Source organism: Brevundimonas sp. UBA5713 (assembly GCF_002419815.1).
Classification (GTDB): Bacteria; Pseudomonadota; Alphaproteobacteria; order Caulobacterales; family Caulobacteraceae; genus Brevundimonas.
Map to the genome: position 1 here is coordinate 140,568 of NZ_DIGV01000016.1, position 21,031 is coordinate 161,598.

The window sequence follows — 21,031 nt, forward strand, 5'->3', positions numbered from 1 at the left end:
AACTTCGCCTAAGGCTAACTTGCCTTTGGCAAGGGTTCATCGTGGGTTCCTAGTGGGAGCGCGTTTGAGCGGATATATTCAGTGCGACGACCATTTCTCACAACAAGACAATGCCTATATCCTTTGTGCTGAGAGCTTGTTTAATACGCCACAGACGCATCGATGTGATTGGGGGACAGGTAATGGTCGATACAACTGATGCTTCTATGAAAGCCAAGATCTGTTCTGAGTTGTTACGGATCGAAGAAGATTGCACTCACTCTGGTAAAGCGCATTTCAACGCTGCCGATCGCTGGAACTGTTATCACATGGGCTTCGGCATCCCTGCCGTAATTCTTAGTGCCCTAGCCAGCACGGCCTTTTTCAACGATATTCCAGAGGTTGCAGGTTGGTTTGCCGCAGCCGTTGCCATTCTTACGGCGCTACAAACGTTTCTAAAGCCCTCAGAGCGCGCCGCCGCTCACAAGGCTTCTGGAGACCAATATTTAGGTCTACGCAATGACGCCCGTGTGTTTCGTGAAGTCCGGCTAGACCACATATGCGACGATCAGGCTGCCATCGACGGCTTAGACGAATTCTCGAAAAGGCGCCGTGAGCTGAATATGGCCAGCATGCAATTCGGGAACAGCGATTTTAAGAAAGCAAAGAAGGGCATTGATGCGGGAGAAGCCCTCCACGCAATTGATAGAAGATCATAATGTCCGTTCTGACTTACCTACAAACGCGCTCTAGCGATGCCGTACTCTCGACTTTCGAAAAATCATCAATCGCAACCTCGATTAGCACGCTGATCTCACGCTTAAATAGCTATTTTGGCACATCGGTCTCGGAACGCTTCACGTTCGGTTCTTATACTCGAGACACTATCCTACCGCGCAAGATGGACGAGCTATCCGACATCGACTTCATGGTGGTGTTCGCCGAAAGTGGCTACATGCCTCAAACCTATCTTGATCGCCTGCGTCGGTTCGTAGACACCAAGTACTCAACATCGGAAATTCGGCAATCAAATCCGACCATTGTACTCGAACTAAACCACATCAAATTCGAGTTAGTTCCTGCGTTAAAAGAAGCTTGGGGAAGTGCCTATAAAATCCCGAATAACACAAATACTTGGCAATCTACTAACCCCAATGACTTCAATGCTAAGCTCTCTGCCAAGCACGCAGCCGAGGGTTATCACCTCAAGCCCGCCATCAGGCTCATCAAGTTTTGGAATGCTAAGGCAGGCTACGTCTACGACTCTTACGAACTTGAAACATGGATCACCGACCAGTGGTTTTTAGGTTGTTACAATCAACGTGATTATCTCTTCTCAATAATCGACAAACTTAGCCTACCGTTCTACGCCGCCCAATGGCGAAAGGATCGCCTCCAACGCGCGAAAAACATCGTCGCTGACACAAGGAAGTTAGAAGCAGACGGTTATCCATACTCGGCAGAAAGCGAAATCAAGAAGCTTATTCCTGAGTAGGGAGCAGCCCAGTATTCAAACTTATTTTGTCTCCCCTTCAACAGGGGTGATAAGAGCAACGGGTGACGTACCAAGCTCTTGAGCCAGTTCATAAAGGCTCAACACGGTCAGATTGCGCTGCCCCGTCTCGACTTGGCTGATGTAGCGCTGATCAAAGTCACATAGTGCTGACAGTTCTTCTTGGGTCAGGCCTTTAGCCACCCTCGAATGTTAGACGTCATCATCTCCGACGGGACCGCCCTCGTTCTCCATACGCCGTATGGATCGAACTTCCTGTCTAGTGAACTTAAGACGCACACCGATGCCACCGTCAGCTTCGGTCAAGAACACTGCACCACCTTCTTCCAGCGTGGACTGGATACGTTCGCGGGCTTCCTCACCGGGATCGACATTCTCACGCTCGAATGCCGCCAGTGCTTCCAACTCTACAGCGGCTTTACGCGCCACATGTTCACGCGGCCACTGCACCAGCGCACGAGCAGCGCGGGCTTGATATCCGGTAAGTTTCATAGGGTGCCCCTCACAGCTAAACAGTATGCCGCTATTCAGACATATGGTGCCTTGGGAAGCCACTGCTATAAATCAATAAAGCCCTGAAGCAGCTTTGATGGATCACGTCCCAATGCCTCTGCGATCTGGCAGAACTCGATCACGTCTATCCGGCGCTCGCCCCTCTCCACCTTTGAAACGTAGCTTTGCGGCTTACCCAGCCGCGTCGCCAGCTCAACTTGCGTAAGGCCAGCCTCTTTTCGAGTGGCGGCAAGGAAGCTGATGAACGCCTGATGCCGGTCCGTGAATATCGATGACGGCAAAGAGCGCCCCTCCGAGGTGAGGCTCTTTCGCTAAATCCTAAATCGGGATATCCCAGATTGGGTTATTCGTGGTTGGGGGGAGGCAGCTGTCGCTCGGCGTATGAACGCACCAATCAAGATCACAGCCTGAGTAAAGCCGAGCGCAAAACTCGGCATCTTATATGATGTGCAAATCCTGGCGCATCTCACTCAATATCAATGAGAAAACACCAGATGAATACCAACACCAAACGCATGGTGCTTGCCGCCATTGCAGCCTTCTACGTCGTGGTCGGTGACGTGACCCCCTGAAACTCCTCCAGGAATAGCTAGAGTCCGCCCCTCGAAAGGACGGACAGAATGAAGCGATCACGGTTTACGGAAGAGCAGATCATCGGGATCCTGCGCGAGCAGGAGGCCGGTGTTCCGGTGACGGATCTGTGCAGGAAGCACGGACTGAGCTCGCCGACCTTCTACAAGTGGAAGGCCAAGTTCGGCGGCATGGATGTGTCTGAGGCCCGGCGGCTGAAGGCGCTGGAAGACGAGAACGCCAAGGCAAACCGACAAGGCGCTCACATCTGACGCGATGATCTGATCACGGCCCGTCCCTCGTGCTACCAGCATCGCGCGGCAGATCGCTTACGACCTCATGGTTCGTCCGTGTCGTCTGATCTCTTTGGCTGAAAGGCCAGCCAAATCAGCCCGCTCAAGCCCAAGATCTTCAGAGCCGTGCCCGTGTGAATGTCCCTCCCGACGGGAGGGCAGGGCAGAGACAGGAGCCAAGCTCTATAGAGGGTGGTTCACATTGACGCGGATCAATGGTCGCCGACCGTCTGGAATGATAGCGTTGCCGTGACGCATTATAATGGTAGCGTTGCCGTGACGCATTATAGGAGAGCGCGATGAAGGGCTTCGTCGATGACATCGACCGGCTGACGGTCGAGAACAAGGACTTCCGCCGGGTGCTATACACCGGCAAGCACCTTCAGTTGGTGCTGATGGCACTGCGGCCCGGCGAGGAAATCGGCGAGGAAGTCCACGACGACCACGACCAGTTTTTCCGCATCGAGAAGGGCGAGGGCGAAGTCTGCATCGATGGTCAGCGGACGAAGATCAAAGCCGATGACGCGATCATCGTCCCAGCGGGCGCCCGCCACAACGTCATCAACACGGGCGACAAGAAGCTGAAGCTCTACACCGTCTACGGTCCGCCGGATCACAAGGACGGGATCGTGCGCGCCACGAAGGCTGAAGCCGAGGCAACCGAAGAGCATTTCGACGGGACGACGACGGAATAGGCGGCGGCGGGGCTCTGTCAGCCCAAACTTGATTGCCGATCGCGAGCCTCGCGCCTAGCCTCGCGGCATGGCCAAATCGACCAATCCGTTCCGCTGGTTTGACAGCTCGCCCGAGGTGATCCGCCTCGTGGTGCTGATGTACGTGAAATACCCGCTGTCTCTGCGGAACGTCGAGGACCTTCTGGCCGAGCGCGGCATCGACATCTGCCATGAGACGGTGCGGCTTTGGTGGAACCGATTCGGCCCGATGTTCGCCGCCGAGATCCGCAGGAAGCGGGTCGATCACATGCGCGCCTACACTCACTGGCGCTGGCATCTGGACGAGGTCTACGCGAAGATCAACGGCGAAATGCATTACCTCTGGCGCGCCGTCGATCATGAGGGCGAGGTGCTGGAATCCTTTGTCACCAAGACCCGGGACAAGGCCGCAGCACTGAATTTCATCAAGAAAGCCATGAAGCGCCACGGCCGCCCCAAGGCCATCGTCACCGACGGCCTCCGCTCGTATCGCGCCGCGATGAACGACCTCGGCAATGGGGAGAAGCAGCATATCGGCCGTTGGGCCAACAACCGGTGTGAGAACTCACATCTGCCGTTCCGACGGCGAGAACGCGCCATGCTCCGCTTCCGCCAGATGAAGACCTTGCAGAAGTTCAGCTCCGTCCACGCCGCCTTCCACAACCACTTCAACCAGGACCGCCACCTCATCAGCCGAGACGACTTCAAAGCCCGGCGATCGGCTGCCTTTGCCGAGTGGAAGACACTTGCCGGATAGCCTACACGCCCCTGCCCCAAATGCGTCAACTGGAGACAAGTTGGCGTTGGACTGACAGCACCCTTCAACGTCACCCACAGCGGTACCATGCCTCTATCGGGTATGTCTCGTTCAAAGCGTTTGACGGAACGACTTTCAGAGGCGGCTACAGCCATCTCTCCGAGCGTTCCGTCAGCACAGTAACCACCACATAAGAAGTGCCCGACAGGAAAGTCACGGGGTCGTTCGGGGGGCGCTCGTAACACCCTGTCGGGCTACATTAGGTCAGTACGTTGACCTAACGTCATCATAGAACCACGAATTAAGCTTTACGGCGAGTCATATATATCGACGATATACATAAGTCGAACACCACCTCACCCCCTCCCCTTTCCCCCTTTTGCGGCGAGAGTTGCGTGACCCGACTTCGACTTAGACGCCGCTCACTACACCAAACCCAACTGACCCCCGTGGCCATCCGCTGCGGGGGTTTTTCTATGCCTGATAAGGAAACCACCCATGATCACGCTCACCGACATCTTCGAGGTGTCCGCCACCCTTGAGGACGGCAGCTTAGACGTTCACCTACGCGCCCTTCTCGGCTTTCGCGCTTGGCACATGGTTGTTGAGCATGAAGCAGAACTAGGCACAGACGCCCTTATCCATGTCATCCAGGCTGGCGATAAGGCCGACACCATCAACGCCGCCCTTGGATTTGCCATCACAGGTGAAGATGCAGAGCCGCCCTCCTTCGTGTCCATCGAAGACCATGGCGGTCAGTGGTTTGAGCTGGCCTACGCTAGAGACGATGCCCCTCACCAACGCATCTTCATCGAGGTCCATCCAGACACCGATCAGGACCTTCTGACCATGTGCTTCGCCAACATGTGACGACACCAACAACTCCCAGCCCACAACGCCCTCACGGTCTCGCCGTCGAGGGATTTTCTATGCCTGAAAGGTCCCCAATGCCTTCCAACACCCCATCACCTAGCCATGACCAGTAAGCTAATCACCCTGCTTATCGTGCTGCTGGTTCTGAGCCTTGCCAAAGTCCTCCTGATCATCCTGGCGATGGCAGCCTTGGGGCTCACGCTGTGCTGTCTCGCAGTAAGGCCAAGAGCCACCCTTCTGGCCTTAGCCCTGATACCCATCACATGCTTGGCAAACGCCAAACCGGGCCTTTGCATCCTCATGATCGCAGTGATCACCATTGTGCTGATAGCCACCAAACCAAAGCCTAAACCTAGAGAGGTTCAAACCCTGTTGATTATGGACAACTAACCAAGAGATCGCTTCTGGAAGCGCACAGGCACGGCAATCATCAAGTCGTTGTTATCCGCCTTCCAGAAGCACCATCAAGGCTTCTCTCTGCGAGAGCAGAAGAACCTTAAAATGAAAATATCCTTCCATTTTCAGGGAAGGAAGAAAGCTCAGTCCTTATCGGACTTAGGGACGCTAGGCGGAACTCTCAAATGCGCTGTCGATGTTCCAACTTTACCTGGACGATCAGGCATTTTCAGACCCTCACCTGAAACAGGTCCATAACTCAACGATGTTGGCGCAACGCCAGACATGCGCACTTCTGCCAGCGTCTGGATTATGAGCTGGGCTACCTCAAGGAGCTCCAAACCATCATCTGTGAGTGTTGCTGGCACGCTGTCAGCATCAACCAGTATCTTTCTCGACCACCCCTCTAAGCTTTGGATGTGCTTAGTCACAGCGCCTTGAGATAGGCCCAGCTCCTTCCCTACGGCTGATCGATTACGAAGCCGAGCGACGCACACAAACGTCTCTAGCCAAGCCAGACGCAAGTCACCGAAGTCCAAGCTCGCGTAACGCTGATTCGAATCACTTCTCACGACTGATTCGCTCCAATTGATGTCAGTGCACCAATGCCAAATCGTATTCCAAAAAGGAATGAAGCGCACCAAATTATCATTGGATAGGACCTTTCCATTTTGGAATATGGTGATATAAAATACTGTTTTCAAACGTGTTTTTTGATGCTCAACTTTGATCATCGACCAAGGGAACAACGGCTCAACAAGCACCAAACCCGAGGTCGATCCTATCAACCCTTGAGGATCAAAACGTGATTAGTCGCTCTCATCCCACCCCACCGCCGAAGGGCCTAAGGGTACCTCCACCGGCCCCGCCACTGACATCTAAAGAGGTAAAGGGGGAGCCCTCCGACGGCGCACAACCCCCTTTCACCCCTTCTGCATCCGGGATGCAAAGCAGCGCCCTCGCCGTCATCGCTACCGACACAGAGGCGCTGATCCCACCGAAGCACATCAACAGGCTAGTGCAGGGACAAGACAATGTTGCTGTGTATGAGGCCGAAAGGATCCTTGCCCTTATCGGTGTGTACTATGTCATCAGCGGCCAACTCGTTCGCCTAGTACCGCATGGCGCATCCTACCAATGCGAAGTGATCAACAACCAGACACTCTATGTCCTGCTGTGCGAGCTGTTTGAATGGCAGATCAAAAATCACAAAGGCGATTGGGTAACCTGCAACCCGCCCCAACGCATCGTAAACGCGCTGCTGCACAATCAGGATCGCAAGCACCTCAAGACGCTGAAGGGCATCGCCCACCATCCGTATCTCGATAATGATCGCAAACTGGTTACGACTTCGGGCTTCAATCCTGACACAGGAATATACGCCTCATTTGATACCGCTCGTTTCCAAAAGCTGCTGGAGGTCACCGTTGAGGATGCCAAGCGCTGTTTGATGCAGCTAAAGGCTGAACTGTCAGAGTTCGAATTTGAGAAACCAGAGGATTTATCAGCCGCACTAGCTGCCATTTTGACAGCGGTTCTGCGTCCAGGCCTGCCCTTAGCCCCTGCTTTCAACATCAATGCTACGGTATCAGGCAGCGGTAAGAGTTACCTGGCCAAGATTATCGCTCTATTTGCCACACCACTACCACCCTATGTGACGAGCTATCCGACCAAGGCTGAAGAGGCCAATAAGGTCATCTTGGCTATGTTGCTGGAGAAGCCACCTGTCATCCTGTTCGATGACATGCAGACTGACTGGAAGCCCTTTGGTGCCATCAACAAGGCTCTAACCAGCCCAACCACGACTGAGCGTGTTCTAGGCTCTAGCCGCACCGCTACGGCCTCCACCAACAGCCTGTTCCTTGGCACGGGGAACAACGTCGTACCGATCAAGGACATGCGTCGTCGCGTCGTAACTATACGACTGGCACCCAAGTCTGATGCCGCAAGCCTGCGCAGCTTCGAACACGATCCGTACAAACAAGTTGCCCGTTATCGTAACGCCTTCGTCGGCTTCGCCCTCACCATCGTCCAAGCGTTTCTGCGTCATGGAAAACGCGATCAGACCATCACGCCTATTGGTTCCTACGAGGAATGGTCTGAACTGTGCCGTGAACCCCTCATCTGGTTGGGTGAACCTGATCCTGCCTCGAGCCTGATTAGTCAGGTCACGGACAACACCGATAACGAGGCCTTGGGCGTGTTCCTGCAGGAATGGCGCAAGGTCTACAACGAGGAATCCGTCACGGTCCGAGAGCTTATCTCGGTGCCGCACACCCATTCGAATGCCAAGACCCCGCTGCTGGAGATCATTCAGGAGTTGCCCGTCACCGAGCGCGGAAGTGTGAACCCTCACATGATGGGCCACTATCTCAAACGCCATCGCGGTGTTCGTGTGAATGGCCTTCGCATCGAGGACGGAAAGTCCAGTGAGCGTAAGGCATGGTGTGTCCTGACTGACGACGAGTGACCCTCGCCGCCCCAGCCAAGGGCAGCCGCTAAAGGGGGAGAAGGGGGACGCCTCTTTCACCCCATTTGATCCCGGCCCTGCCGCCTTCAACCCGGCCCAGAAACCGGCCCCGCTGAGCGCTCAGTGGGGAACCGGATGGGACACCATCGCCGGGTCAAAGCCCCCCGCCTGAGCGGGCCACTCTGGGGCAACCGCGCCCTTCCCACACCCTAACCGCCGCCACCCGCTGCGCCCCTCCGGCACCGCGTGATGGCGCACGCCTGAACCCAACTCATCACAAGGATAAACCCTATGCCTAAAGCCCATCTCAGCCATGACTTCATCCGCCGTGTGACTGCTGAACCCACGGGTCAGAAGACCGTCTACTACTGCGAAGAGATCATCGGCTTCATCGTCGAAGTCCGTCAGAACGGCAGCGCTACCTATGCCCTGCGATACCGTGATCCTCGCGGGAAGCTGCGTCAGATTAAGATCGGTGGCGTCAATGACATCACTTTCGCCCAAGCCCGCAAGAAGGCTCAACAGCTTCGAGCCGAAACGGTCATGGGCGGTGACCCTCTAGCCAAGAAGGAGGAGATCAAGGCCATACCTCTGTGTGCCGTCCTACTGGATATGTATCTGGAGGACTCTAAGGCCCGCCTGAAGTCTCATGACACCAATGAGATGTATGTGCGTGTCCATATCCGTCCCAAGTGGGGCAAGGTTCCGGTCAATGAGATCGAGCACCGTGCTGTCGCTTCATGGCTTCAGGAGCTGGGCAAGACTCTCGCTCCGGCCACCGTCGAGAAGATCCGCGTCATCCTGGGCCGAGCCTATCAGCTAGGCCAGAACTGGGGCATTCCCGGCACCGATCGTAACCCGACACGTGGCATTGCCCGGAAGCCCTTGAACAATGCCCGTGATCGCTATCTGACGGCAGAGGAAGTCGAACGTCTGCGTGAAGCCTGCATCGTGTCCAACAACCCGATGCTTCAGCACATAGTTGGACTTCTGCTTCTGACGGGTGCCCGTAAGCGCGAACTCCTGGACGCCAAATGGGAGCACGTCGATCTGGCCCGTCGCTCGTGGTTCATACCCACGACCAAGACCGGCAAGCCTCGTCACGTGCCCCTGTCGCAAGCCGCTATCGACATCATCGAGAGCCTGCCTCGGTACAAGGACTGCCCGTGGTTGGTGCCAAACCCGGACACCCTCAAGCCCTTCGTCTCGATCAAGAACGCTTGGGCCTATGCGATCAAGGCAGCCAACCTTCCGGGCCTTCGCATCCATGACCTACGTCACTCTGCGGCGTCCTTCATGGTCAACAGCGGTGTCGATCTGTTCGCGGTCGGCAAGGTGCTGGGTCACGCCAGTTACCAGTCCACTCAGCGCTACAGCCACTTGGCAAACGATACGCTGCTGAAGGCCGTCGAAGCCGGTGCGGCAAAGCACAAGGCTTGGTGACACCCCTGCCCTCTGGGCTGGCTACGGCTGGCTCAGGGGCACTTCACCATCATTGATAAGGAAATAATCATGGCAACTACAGATGCGCCTCTATATGGCGAAAAGACGCTGCTTGAATGGGATCGGCTCTGGGTACGTGTGCCCAATGGCCTCAAAGCTAAACAACGTCATTTGCGTTCAAAGCTGGGACTGATCCGTTGCACGCTCAATGGCAGGGTTATGTATATCGGCACTGCTGCTGATCGCCGCGCCGGCATAGCTAAACGTCTGTACGATTTCATCCGTAAAAGCCCAAGTGGCCGGAACCACTACGCTGGGCGAAAGATATATGAGAACCGCGAAAACCTTGAGGTTGACGTGATCTACACAGGCACAAGCTTCGACGGTCAGAACCTCGCGGAAGCGCTCAAGACGCCCATGATCCGGCTTCATAGGCCAGAATGGAATGTCGCCAACGCGCCGTTTCAGCGGAAAGCTTAAGGCACGCTTTTAAGGTGTAAACCGGGATAACAAGGCCTCAGCGTGGACAACTGCCTGCGTTGAGGTCTCTGCCAAAAGATCAACCACTCATGCGTCCGATAATGACGCACATGAGTTGCATACTACTTCAACTCACCGCCTGAGTGACGGGGTTTGCCACCAAAGCTTCACCGGACCATACATCCCCTCAATCATTCGCCGTGCTTGGAAAGGGTCGTTGGCCGGCACAGTAACCACTATGGGTGAGCCACCCGCAGCAGGCGTGATCTTAGCTTCATAAGTTTGTTGAGACATCGAAGTACCCTATGCAAATTGGCATAACGAGGTTACATTTGATGGTTTTGCAATAAAAATCAGGATGGCCGCTTTGTCAGATTCATTCGACCAGATTCCAGCTCTATTCGCCACTATCCACTACAGGTCCGAAAATCGGCCCAATGGCTACACTGATGAAGAGTTGTCCTGGATGAATGTGCAAGCGAACAAGCACATTCCGAAAATCTACTCGGCACTACTAGAAGATCATCAAAGACGATTTTCGAACAAGAAGTCATAATTATCAATAATGTAAAGTACCAGGAAGGGCGGATTATGGACAACGATTTACAACAATATGCCTTATCAATTTTGAAGGCTGCAGAACCGTGGGCTGCCACTACTGCAACACGGCATTATAAAAATTGGTGCCCAAAAAAGACTGACTACGATACCCCATGGGCTGCTCGTCTAGACGCCTATCAATCGTCCGAGGTGAAGCCTTACGACTAAAATGAAGAATAAATTTCCTAGAAGAATATCGAATCCAATCGACACACTTTAGATCTATACAATATGCTTCTTGACGAGCACATAAGTCATATCAGGATATATTAATGGATTTTTCATTCGATACCAGTGCGCTCAAAATGCTAAACGAATCATACTACCTGCTACTTCGAGACCGACGAGAGGAAAGCGCAAATAATGTTCTTACAAATGTGGCCGATTACTGGAGAGGTGCAACGCCGCAGTCTTGGGTATCCAACATATTCCTGGACGACCCGCCAATTGAACTAACAGGCATGCCAGATGCGGCAATGTCGCGCACGGAACTACACCAATATCTTCAGAGCGATCCCAACCCTCACCGCGCTCTTGCTGCCATCCTAGCTTGGGGAGGAACCGGGTATCGTGCTCGGGATCATATCTCCTCAACGTGGAGTGATTGGGTCATGACATTTCACGCTTTGAAAGGAAAACGTTCCGAAGCTCAGTACACACACTACCTGAAGGCTACTAAGGAGCGCTCTCTACGCGGTCTAGGGCCGGCCTTCTTCACGAAGATCATTTTCTTCACCGCTGGAGAGGAAAGCCCTGGCTACATCCTGGACCAATGGACAGCCCGCTCGGCCAATGCCCTAACTAACGATAATACCTTCATCCGCCTCAACCCGGAACAAAGAGTAGTTCAACCAGATGGGATCTTGCGACCTAGAGGCTTCATTGTATCGTCCAGAAACAGTCCAGAGCGATACGCGAGATTTAATCGATTAGTGGAGGCTGTTGCGGATAATCTCGGCTGTTCCCCCGAGCACGCTGAACTAATTATGTTTTCAAAGGCTACATTCTGGCGAGCCTACCTCGTCCAACGTGCTAACGAGAACCGAAACCTTAGCTTAGAGATGACAAGTTAGACGGGCCCAACGGGCAACCCTCTCTGGCTCAAGTTTGAGGGTATAGCGCGGGTCGAAATTCGGGCCGCTTCCTAGCTATCGATCGTAACTTAGGAAGCGTCCCAATAGCCCCTATAGGCCAGCGTGGGTCGTTGATGGGTCGGTCCACAAACCCTGCCCATCACTCTTACCAGTTCATTGTATTATATAAACTTTACGTGCCGCTCGCCCTTAATTCGTAATGCGGGGGTCACGTGTTCGAGTCACGTAAGCGGCACCACCCTTCCAGACAGTGTATGAACTTCGCCTGAGGCTAACGTGCCTTTGATGAGGGCCCAGTTGCGCCAGTTGATGGAAGCGTTTGGTCCTACGGTCGACCTTAAACAATTTCGGCACAACCAATCCAAAATAGATCCGTTGAAGGATCGTATTTCATTCACTCATCAGCATTGTTTCTTCAAAGCTTTTTCCCGATGTTTTTCTGAGCACCTAGAAGAACGCCCGATATCTATCGGGGGCGTCCTTCATGTTGAATTCGCGTTTTAAGTTAGCCTTGCTTTGCAGTGTTGCAGGCGTAGTGGCGGTGACCTCACCTGCGCACGCCGACAATGACAGCGCGCAAGGGGCCGCAGTGGCCTTGGCGGCGGCCACTCAGGTCACGGGTGTTGTAACGAACTCGGAGGGCACCAGCTTTCTGGTCGGAGCCGAGGTGCGTATCGAGGGGCATAGCCAAGTTGCGGTGACCGACCGCGAAGGCCGCTTTGTAATGCACAATGCGCCGGTGGGTCAGCAGACGCTGGTGATCAGCTATGTCGGCCGTCAGACGCAGCGTATGCCGGTGCAGGTCATCGCCGACAGCGCGGCGCGTGTGACTGTCGCTCTGGCGCTGGATGTGCCGTCGTCGGTCGACGATGTCGTCGTCATCGGGCGTCGCCCGCAGGCCGAGTCCGAGGCCGCGGCCCTGCAGATCCAGCGTTCGTCGACCTCCCTCGTAAATGTGGTTTCGGCAGACGGTATCGGCAACTTCCCGGACCAGAACATTGCCGCGGCTCTGGCTCGCCTGCCGGGCGTGGCTGTCGAGCGTGACCAGGGTCAGGAGCGCGCCATCAGCCTGCGCGGTGCCCCGTCGCGCTGGTCAACCATTTCGTTTGACGGTTTGAATGTTGTCTCACCGGGCGGCAAAAGCGCCCGCACCGACACCATTCCTGCAGCTATCGCCAAAGCTGTGACGGTGCGCAAAGCGGTGACGGCAGACATGTCGGGCGAGACGCTGGCTGGTAATGTCGACATCTCGACCCGTGGCGCTTTCGACTTCCCCGACCGCGCCGTGACCTTGAACCTGGGCTATGGCTACAATGATCTGGGTGGTGGCGCACAGCATGATGTGGCCGCCTTCCTGGCCGACACGTTTGCCGATGGCAAGTTTGGCGCAGCCTTCTCGTTCTCGACCTATGAGCGCGAAATGGTCACCGACAATTTCGAGACCGACTGGGAGTCGGCTTCGGAAGACCGTGAAGCTGGATCAGAAACCCGTTTCTGGGCCGATGCCCACCAGAATAAACTGTATCGCCTGACGCGCTCGAACACCGCCTATGCCGGTCGTTTCGACTATCGCCCCAGCGATGACCATCGCTTCTTCTTCTCGAGCATTTATACCGAGTTCACCGACGACGAGATGCGCAATGCGCACGAGTTCGACTTTGACGACAGCGCCATCCGCACTGACGCGGGCGCTACGCGTGGCTATGCCGACATTCGCACCGGCAATACGCCGATGCAGGGCACCATCTATGGCGTGGAGTTAGACAGCTCGCTGAACGTAAACCACACGGTCGAGAGCATCTTTACCAACACTCTGGGCGGCAACCACTACGTCAAGGGTTGGGACATTAACTGGCGCCTGAACTACACCCAGTCGCAAGCCGAATCTGGACCGTCGTTTAACTCCTCATGGCGCAGCCCCCGTCCTAACGGTGTGGTTGATTACAGCCTGCGCCCGACTGTGGTTTATGACTATACCGACCGCGCCCAGCATGGCGTGACCCTGTACGACACCATCGTCAACAATGATGGCAGCCTGTCGATGGGTGGCCACAAACGCTCGCTGGATCCGCAGGACTACGAATTCGTCAACCTGCGCTCGACGACCCGCCTGCAAGACAGCATCTCGTACAGCGCACGTATCGACCTCAGCCGCGAGCTGGAGCTGTTCGGACGCTCGACCGAGCTGAAATTCGGCGGCCAGATCGACAGCCGCACCAAGGAAGACACCCGCACCACGCTGGAAATCCTCCCGGGCATGTTGTCCGATGCAGGTGTCGCCAATCCGTCGCCCAACGACTTTGCAATCAATGACCCTTACGCCGGTGAAATGCCGCTGGGTTATGCGTTCCGCTACTTCTCGGACAAGCAGGCCAAGGCCTTGTGGGCCGACCTGCATGGCCGTGGTCTGAGCCGCATCCAGCCCGGGGTTTCGGAAACCAACAACTATGAAGTCTCCGAAGACGTCATCGCCGCCTATGCGATGACCACGACCTATTTCGACTGGGGTAATCTGGTGCTGGGCGTCCGCGCCGAGCGTGTTGAAAACGAAGGCACGGCACTGGTCGATTTCGGCGATGGCTTTGAACAGGTCACGGTCGGTGATGACAGCTTCGTGGTCCTGCCCAGCGCTCACCTGAACTGGGACATCAACGACCAGATGAAACTGCGTCTGTCGCTGAATACCGGTGCGGCCCGCCCCGACTATTCCCTGCTGCGCCCGAACTTCGAAGTGAACGACGAGGACATGGAAATCAGCGGTGGCAACCCCTCGGCAGGTCCTGAAAAGGCCATCGGCGGCGACGCCTATCTCGAATGGTACATGCCGTCGGGGGCCTTCTTCTCCGTCGGTGCATACTACAAGCACCTCGAGGACGTGCTGTTTGACGTCGAATATTCGCGCTATGGTCAGGACAACCTGAACTCCGGCGGATTGAACCGCACCGACTATGCCTATTTCACCACCGACAACGGCGGTGAAGGCTATCTGGCAGGGCTTGAGTTTGCCGCCTCGCAAACCCTTGAGCCTTTTGCAGAGCGTCTGGGCCTGCCGGACTGGGCCGCCGGTTTCGGCGTGCGCGGCAACGTGACCTTCAACAAGACCGAGACCGAAACGCCGGATGGCCGCAAGGTCGCCCTGCCCGGCTCGTCGGACTTCATCTACAACGCGGCCCTGTCCTATGAGCGCTATGGCCTGTCGACCAGCCTCAGCTGGCAGTACCGCACCGAATGGCTGGACAGCCTGGGCGACGGCGATGCTCTGGGCGACAGCTTCTGGGACGAAGTAGGCCGTCTGGACTTCAAGATTTCCTATGCCTTCAACGACAAGGCCGAAGTCTATTTCGACGCCAACAATCTGCTGAACGAACCGGGTATCCGCTATCAGGGCGACCGCATGCGGGTGTCCGAATACGAAAGCTTTGGAGCCCGCTACATGTTGGGCGTGCGTCTGAATTTCTAACGGAAACTCTGACCCAGCCCATCAGGCCGCCGGCGTGTTCAACCCTCCCCTTGCCGGCGGCCTCCCCTTCTTTCTGACGGAACGTCACAGCCGGTCCCGCAACGAACCGGCTCTTTTCAGAACAAAGGCTAGACCCATGAAAATGACTGCCAAGACCCTTTTGTCATCTGTCGCCATGGCTGCGGCTCTGGTTTGCACGCCACTGTCGGTAATGGCGCAGACCGCACAGGCTCCTGCGGCCGCCGCCGAGGCTCCGCGCGCCAAGAACGTCATCATCTTTCTGGCCGATGCCATGGGTGTCAGCGCCCTGCACGCCGCCAGCGTCATGGCCTATAACGAGCCGCTGAAACTGAAGGTCCAGCAGTGGCCGCATCTGGGGCTCAGCGAGACTTCACCGGTCGATAATTTCGTATCGGACTCGGCCAATGGCATGAGCGCGATCATGACGGGCGTCAAAACCCGCAATGGCGTCATCAGCCAGGATCCCGACGTTGTGCGCGGCCAGCGTGACGGCACCCCGACCAAGACCCTGCTGGAATACGCCGAAGAGCGCGGCCTGCTCACGGGTGTCGTCTCGTCGCAGTCGATCGCCGATGCAACGCCTGCTGCCGCCTATGCCCATTCGAATGATCGCGGCAAGCAAGGCGAAATCTTCCAGCAGGCTTTCACCCCGCGTTTCGGCAATGGCGTGGATGTGCTGATCGGTGCGGGTCGCGAGCGTATCGGGGGCCAACTGGCCGAGCTGAACACCAGCTTTGAGACTCTGGCCGCGGCCAACAATCGTCCGGTTTATGCGTCTCTGGAAGACGCTCCGGCCAGCAACCTGCGCCCGATCGTGGTGGCCGACAGCATCGACGTGCGCGCCTCGACGCTCCGCGCTCTGGATCTGCTGGAAGCCTCGGACAACGGCTATCTGCTGGTGGTCGAGTGGGACGCCCACACCGACGACGTGCGCAAGGGCCTGCAAAACATTGTCGATTTCGACCTGCTGATGGCCGACATCGCGCAGCGCGTCGATCTGGACGAGACCCTGCTGATCTTCACCGCCGACCACTCCTTCGGCGTTCAGATCGATGGCGGCAAACGCGGTGAAGACATCATGGAAGGCTACGATGCCTGGAAGGCTTCCAGCGAACGTCCCGATGTCGTTCGTCTGGAAAACATCATGATCAATCGCACGCACACCGGCGAGGAAGTGCCCGTTCTGGCCATCGGCCAAGGTGCCGATCAAGTGCGCGGCTATTTCCCCAATACACACCTCTTCGACGTCGCGATGAAGGCCTGGGGCTGGACCTCCAACTAAATCGACACTCTGGTTCTTGTTAAAAGTCTGCGAAACGCGCGGACAGCAAAGAGGCCGCTTTCCAGGTGCCTAGCCGACCTGGGAAGCGGCCCATTAAAAGCGCACGGTAGCGTGTGAATGGGCGGCCACCTCCGCCACCGGACGTGTCGAAGCCTAGAGGGTTTTGGCTCGATCCTGAGACGCAAGGTGAAGCTTTAGCGAAGCAAAGATCACCCCATGGCTAAGCTTTTGTGAATTGGTATCTACTATAATACCTCTGTCACATTTGCGGTGTTTGAGGCGCGCCTGATTTGCAGGGTTCCTGCGGACGGTTAGCTTAGGTGTGACCAACATGCGTGCGTTGACTTCAAAGACTTTTTTTACGGCCACCACGGCGGCCATAGCCCTGCTGTCCGGTGCCGGCACTGCCATGGCCCAGACGGCGGAGACGGACCAAACGGCTGAAGTCGACGAAATTGTCGTTACCGCCCACTATGATCCTCTGGGCCGTCTGCAAAAGAGCGCCACCGACAGCTTCACCGGTCTGGACCGCTCCATGTACGAGACCCCGCGCTCGGTCTCGCGCGTATCGATGGATACGATCGACAGCTATGGCATGGAAAATGTCGACGATCTGGTGGCTGCGGTGCCGGGTGCCTATACGGCCAGCTTCTTTGGCGTTCCGGGCAATCTGAATGTGCGCGGCACCCTGGCCGACACCTATTTCCAGGGCTTCAAGCGCATCGAGAACCGCGGCAGCTTCTCGTCCAACCTTGGCGCGGCTTCGTTCGTCGAGGTTTTGCGCGGTCCGTCGTCGCCCATCTATGGTCCGGGCAAGGTCGGTGGTCTGCTGAACTTCGTGCCCAAGTCGGCACGCGGGAATGACGGTCGTATTGCCACGGATATGGCGGGCGGCTTTGATGTGACCCTCGGCTCCTACGGCAAGCAAAACGTCTCGGCAGACATGGTCATGCCGCTGGGTAATGGCGGTCTGGCCCTCTATGTCGAGCACGAGGATTCAGACTCCTACTATCGCAATATCCACCCCGAGCATCTGAACCTTCAGGCCACCTATGTGACTGACCTCGGCAACGGCTGGTCGGGCGAAGTGAACCTTATGCATTTCGAGGAATCGGGCCGCATCCAGTCGCCGGGCTGGAACCGCGTCACCCAGAACCTGATCGACAACGGCATCTACATCACCGGCCGCGATACCGATCTCGTTGATCTGGATGGCTCGGGCATGGTTGAATACGGCGAGATCGACGCCGCCTTCGGCAAATCGGGCAACACCTCCAACATTCGCCAGATCCGCGAATATGGCGGTCGCCAGAACCCGAAATTTGCGCTGGATGAAGGTGTCGGCACGGTCAAACTCAGCCACCGCGATGTGATGGCTGATGAGGTGGACTATAACGAGACCGAGACCTTCACCGCCTATGCGGGCCTGCAGCGCGAGTTCGCCAACGGCCACGTGCTGGCCTTCAAGGCCTTTATGGACAAGGTCGAGAACCAACGCTTCAACAGCTTCGGTTTTGCCGCCGACTATGAGGCGCAAGCCGTTGAGGGACGTGTCACCTACAGCTTCCCGTTCAAGGCTCTGGACGGCAAGCTGTCGGCCGACACCGTTATTGGCGCGGCCTATCGCGACCATGAGGCCAAACAGTATGAAAGCTTCCTGTCGGGCTACATCGGCCTGAACCGCCGTGATCTGCACCACGGCTCGACCGCAACCGACCGCATCGCGGCGCCACTGGTCGTGAACGGCGAACAGATGTGGGACACCCGTCAGGATATGGAATGGGACAGCCGCTCGCTGTTCGCCATGTCGGACATCACCCTGTTCGAGCGTTTCTCGGTTCTGGCCGGTCTGCGCTGGGATGACTACGACGTCTCGGCCATCAACACCGGTGCCACCGTCTTTGGTCTGCGCGACAAGTGGGCGCATAACTCGAATGACGCCACTACCTGGTCGCTGTCGGCGCGCTATGAAACCCCGTGGGGCCTGACCCCCTATGTGACCGTGGCCGAGCCTCGCTCGCTGGAGTCGACCCAGACGGGCGGCGTCGGCGTGGGCACGGTTACCAACAACCTGTTCATCTCGCCTTCCGAACTTAAGGAAGCGGGCGTGAAATTCATGCTGCTGGACGGCAACCTGTTCGGCGGTCTGGCCTATTACGAGCAATACCGTCGCCAGACCGACCTGCTGGGCAATGTCAGCGGCAACACCTCGGAAGGCTTCGAGCTGGAAGCCAACTGGCTGGTCTCGGACAAGCTGAGCTTCACCACGGCCCTGACCCTTCAGGAAACCGTTGTGGATGCGCCGGGCCGAGACAAGGGCGAGTATCTGGAACTACGCCCCGAGCAGTTCGGTCTTGATCCGGCGGCCTCCTACGGCGGCACTTTTGCCCAGAACAATGCGGGCAATATCGCCGAACTGGCCGACGGCTATGTGGTCCGCACCATGCCGGACACGGTGTTCAGCCTGTTCGGTACCTATGAGAGCGACCCGTTCATGGTGAAGGGTGTCGAGCTGAAGGCCGGTCTGACCGCAGGCGCTACCTATGTGTCCGAAACGGGCGGTATTCTGGAAAACAGCATCCAGCTGCCGGCCTATACGCTGGCCAAGGCGGCGGCGTTCGTGAAGGTCCGCGACCTGACCGTTTCGCTCAATATCGATAACCTGTTCAACGAGCGTTACTTCACGCCGTCGGCCGAGGTTTACAAGGAAGTGGCTGTGATGCCGGGTCTGCCGCGTATGTTCCGCGTCAATATGGCGTACCGCTTCTAATCAAGCGTCACAGTTGTGACGGGCCGGCGATTGTCTTAGGGCGGTCGCCGGCCAATCTGTTTTCAGGCCACGAGTTCGGGGAGTTGGGGCGTGGGTAAGGATATGTTGGCCAAGGGTGCCGTATCGCGTCGCGGTATGCTGGCACTGCTGGGAGCCGGTGGTGCGGCAGCGGCTGGTCAGGCGGCTGCCCACACGCAGAATCAGACGACGCCCGCGCGCTTTACCCATGGTGTGGCCTGTGGGGATCCGACCCGTAGCGGTCTGGTGATCTGGACACGCGCCGTTCCCGAAACCGGCGAGGTGGCTGTTCTGGATTGGCAGGTCGCAGTTGATCCGGCCTTCCACCGTGTGGTGGCCGATGGTCAGGTTCAGACCACGTCTGCGCGCGACTACACCGCAAAGGTCGAGGTCGAAGGCCTGCGTGCCGGCGTCAGCTATTTCTATCGCTTCCGTGCGGGCGAGGCGGTCTCCGACGTCGGCCAAGGCCGCACCCTGCCGGACAAGGGCATCGAAGAGGTGCGCTTTGCCGTGCTGTCGTGCTCGCACTACGGCTTTGGCTATTTCAACGCCTACCGCGCCTTGGCCGAGCGTAAGCAACCGTTCGATGCGGTCATCCATCTGGGTGACTACATCTATGAATATGGCATCGACGGCTATGGCGGTCCGCAAAGCATAGAGCTTGGCCGCCAGCATCAGCCCGCGCACGAACTGGTCACTCTGGCCGACTATCGTCAGCGCTTTGCCCAGTACCGCTCTGATCCCGATCTGCAGGCGCTGCATGCGCGGGCAGCGTTCATCACGGTCTGGGACGATCACGAAACGGCCAATAACAGCTGGGTCGGCGGGGCTTCGATCCACGATCCCGAAACCGAAGGGCGTTGGGAAGATCGCCGCGACGCAGCGCTAAAGGCCTATTTCGAATGGATGCCGATGCGCGACCCCAAGGCGGGCGAGCCGTTGCACGTTCTGAACCGCACCTATGATTTTGGCGACATCGCCAGCCTGATGGCGATCGAGACGCGCCTGACGGGCCGGATGAAGGCTCTGAGCGCCACGCGCGACATGGTCCTTGATGCCAATGGCCAGCCGGATGTGGCGCGCTTTGAAGCCGAGGTTATGAATGATCCCTCGCGCTCCATGATGGGCCCCAAACAGGAAGCCTGGCTGGAAGAAGAGCTAAAGGCGTCCAAGGACCGCGGCGTGGCGTGGCAGATGCTGGCCAACCAGACCATCGTGGCACGGATGCGCGCACCCGACTTCCTCAGTATATTGCCCGAGGACATCAAGGCCGAGGCAATGAGCCGCTCAGGCTCGCGCCGCTGGCTGGAAAGCACCCGTCTGGGGCTACCGATCAATTTCGACGCTTGGGACGGCTATCCGGCGGCGCGCTTGCGTCTCTATGACAGCGTCAAGCGTACTGGCGCACGCTTGGCCGTGCTGACGGGCGACACCCACATGTTCTGGGGCAACCGCCTGCATGATCCACGTGACGAAAGCCCCGTCGGCGTCGAGTTCGGCGTCGCCAGTGTGACATCGCCGGGCGGCTATGAAGGGATCAGCCCTGACCCGCGCATTTTCACCATCGCCTCAGAAGCACTGGTGGCCAAGAATCCGGACGTACAGTTTGCCCACGTCCACGAACACGGCTTCCTGCTGGTGACCTTAAGACGAGATACGATCCAGACCGACTATGTGCGGGTGCCGACTATTCTCGAACGGACCGGCGAAAGCGAAGAGTTTGCCCGTATTACTGTGAACCACGACCTGGACCTCCGCATCATCAAACCCGTCTGAAACCGAGCGG

At 57.0% G+C, this 21,031-nt stretch carries 18 protein-coding genes and 1 pseudogene; 15 read left to right on the forward strand and 4 right to left on the reverse strand.

Features of this window, described 5'->3' with window-relative positions; genetic code table 11:
* Nucleotides 1-182 precede the first annotated feature (182 nt).
* Both B3B04_RS03035 and B3B04_RS03040 read left to right on the forward strand, forming a co-directional pair.
* Nucleotides 183-698 (forward strand): SLATT domain-containing protein, encoded by a 516-nt coding sequence (locus B3B04_RS03035; RefSeq protein WP_292039728.1) that lies wholly within the window; start codon nucleotides 183-185, stop codon nucleotides 696-698.
* Nucleotides 698-1,474 carry an SMODS domain-containing nucleotidyltransferase gene (locus tag B3B04_RS03040; protein ID WP_292039729.1) on the forward strand — a complete coding sequence of 259 codons (777 nt, stop codon included), beginning with the start codon at nucleotides 698-700 and terminating at the stop codon, nucleotides 1,472-1,474. Before B3B04_RS03035 ends, B3B04_RS03040 begins: the two co-directional genes overlap by 1 nt.
* A gap of 21 nt (nucleotides 1,475-1,495) precedes the next feature.
* On the opposite strand, the gene B3B04_RS03045 is transcribed toward B3B04_RS03040, so the two are convergent.
* From B3B04_RS03045 to B3B04_RS03055, 3 genes are all read right to left on the reverse strand, one after another.
* Nucleotides 1,496-1,675: a helix-turn-helix domain-containing protein gene (locus B3B04_RS03045; protein ID WP_292039732.1), complete on the reverse strand. Its 180-nt coding sequence runs from the start codon at nucleotides 1,673-1,675 to the stop codon at nucleotides 1,496-1,498.
* A 9-nt stretch (nucleotides 1,676-1,684) separates the two neighbouring features.
* Entirely contained in the window at nucleotides 1,685-1,984 is a 300-nt protein-coding gene (locus B3B04_RS03050; RefSeq protein ID WP_292039734.1) for a DNA-binding protein, read from the reverse strand.
* A 65-nt stretch (nucleotides 1,985-2,049) separates the two neighbouring features.
* Nucleotides 2,050-2,286: a helix-turn-helix domain-containing protein gene (locus B3B04_RS03055; RefSeq protein ID WP_292039736.1), complete on the reverse strand. Its 237-nt coding sequence runs from the start codon at nucleotides 2,284-2,286 to the stop codon at nucleotides 2,050-2,052.
* Between the two features lie 339 nt (nucleotides 2,287-2,625).
* Here B3B04_RS03055 and B3B04_RS03060 point away from each other — a divergent pair.
* The 5 genes and pseudogenes from B3B04_RS03060 to B3B04_RS03080 all read left to right on the forward strand — a co-directional run.
* Nucleotides 2,626-2,829: pseudogene (locus B3B04_RS03060) on the forward strand (transposase); the annotation flags it as partial.
* A gap of 338 nt (nucleotides 2,830-3,167) precedes the next feature.
* Complete coding sequence (locus B3B04_RS03065) at nucleotides 3,168-3,563, forward strand: cupin domain-containing protein (RefSeq protein WP_292039739.1); 396 nt, start codon at nucleotides 3,168-3,170, stop codon at nucleotides 3,561-3,563.
* A gap of 67 nt (nucleotides 3,564-3,630) precedes the next feature.
* Nucleotides 3,631-4,338: an IS6 family transposase gene (locus tag B3B04_RS03070; RefSeq protein WP_292039740.1), complete on the forward strand. Its 708-nt coding sequence runs from the start codon at nucleotides 3,631-3,633 to the stop codon at nucleotides 4,336-4,338.
* A gap of 498 nt (nucleotides 4,339-4,836) precedes the next feature.
* Nucleotides 4,837-5,208, forward strand: coding sequence for a hypothetical protein (locus B3B04_RS03075; RefSeq protein ID WP_292039742.1), 372 nt, complete (start codon nucleotides 4,837-4,839; stop codon nucleotides 5,206-5,208).
* 105 nt (nucleotides 5,209-5,313) lie between these two features.
* A complete protein-coding gene (locus tag B3B04_RS03080) occupies nucleotides 5,314-5,601 on the forward strand; it encodes a hypothetical protein (protein ID WP_292039744.1) in 288 nt (95 codons plus the stop codon).
* Nucleotides 5,602-5,750: 149 nt separating this feature from the next.
* Here the strand turns inward: B3B04_RS03080 and B3B04_RS03085 are convergent, their stop codons facing one another.
* On the reverse strand, nucleotides 5,751-6,371 hold the full coding sequence (locus B3B04_RS03085) for a helix-turn-helix domain-containing protein (RefSeq protein ID WP_292039885.1): 621 nt from the start codon (nucleotides 6,369-6,371) through the stop codon (nucleotides 5,751-5,753).
* Nucleotides 6,372-6,550: 179 nt separating this feature from the next.
* Between B3B04_RS03085 and B3B04_RS03090 the strand changes: the two genes are divergently transcribed.
* The 8 genes from B3B04_RS03090 (at nucleotide 6,551) to B3B04_RS03125 (ending at nucleotide 21,021) form a co-directional block, all read left to right on the forward strand.
* Nucleotides 6,551-8,077 carry a hypothetical protein gene (locus B3B04_RS03090; protein ID WP_292039746.1) on the forward strand — a complete coding sequence of 509 codons (1,527 nt, stop codon included), beginning with the start codon at nucleotides 6,551-6,553 and terminating at the stop codon, nucleotides 8,075-8,077.
* 291 nt (nucleotides 8,078-8,368) lie between these two features.
* Complete coding sequence (locus B3B04_RS03095; protein ID WP_292039748.1) at nucleotides 8,369-9,520, forward strand: tyrosine-type recombinase/integrase; 1,152 nt, start codon at nucleotides 8,369-8,371, stop codon at nucleotides 9,518-9,520.
* 69 nt (nucleotides 9,521-9,589) lie between these two features.
* Nucleotides 9,590-10,000 carry a hypothetical protein gene (locus B3B04_RS03100; protein WP_292039751.1) on the forward strand — a complete coding sequence of 137 codons (411 nt, stop codon included), beginning with the start codon at nucleotides 9,590-9,592 and terminating at the stop codon, nucleotides 9,998-10,000.
* A gap of 872 nt (nucleotides 10,001-10,872) precedes the next feature.
* Complete coding sequence (locus B3B04_RS03105; protein ID WP_292039753.1) at nucleotides 10,873-11,673, forward strand: hypothetical protein; 801 nt, start codon at nucleotides 10,873-10,875, stop codon at nucleotides 11,671-11,673.
* 562 nt (nucleotides 11,674-12,235) lie between these two features.
* Entirely contained in the window at nucleotides 12,236-15,154 is a 2,919-nt protein-coding gene (locus B3B04_RS03110; RefSeq protein ID WP_292039755.1) for a TonB-dependent receptor, read from the forward strand.
* A gap of 136 nt (nucleotides 15,155-15,290) precedes the next feature.
* A complete protein-coding gene (locus B3B04_RS03115) occupies nucleotides 15,291-16,457 on the forward strand; it encodes an alkaline phosphatase (RefSeq protein ID WP_292039757.1) in 1,167 nt (388 codons plus the stop codon).
* A 331-nt stretch (nucleotides 16,458-16,788) separates the two neighbouring features.
* Nucleotides 16,789-19,227, forward strand: coding sequence for a TonB-dependent siderophore receptor (locus B3B04_RS03120; protein ID WP_292039759.1), 2,439 nt, complete (start codon nucleotides 16,789-16,791; stop codon nucleotides 19,225-19,227).
* A 90-nt stretch (nucleotides 19,228-19,317) separates the two neighbouring features.
* Entirely contained in the window at nucleotides 19,318-21,021 is a 1,704-nt protein-coding gene (locus B3B04_RS03125; RefSeq protein ID WP_292039762.1) for an alkaline phosphatase D family protein, read from the forward strand.
* The last annotated feature ends 10 nt before the right edge of the window (nucleotides 21,022-21,031 follow it).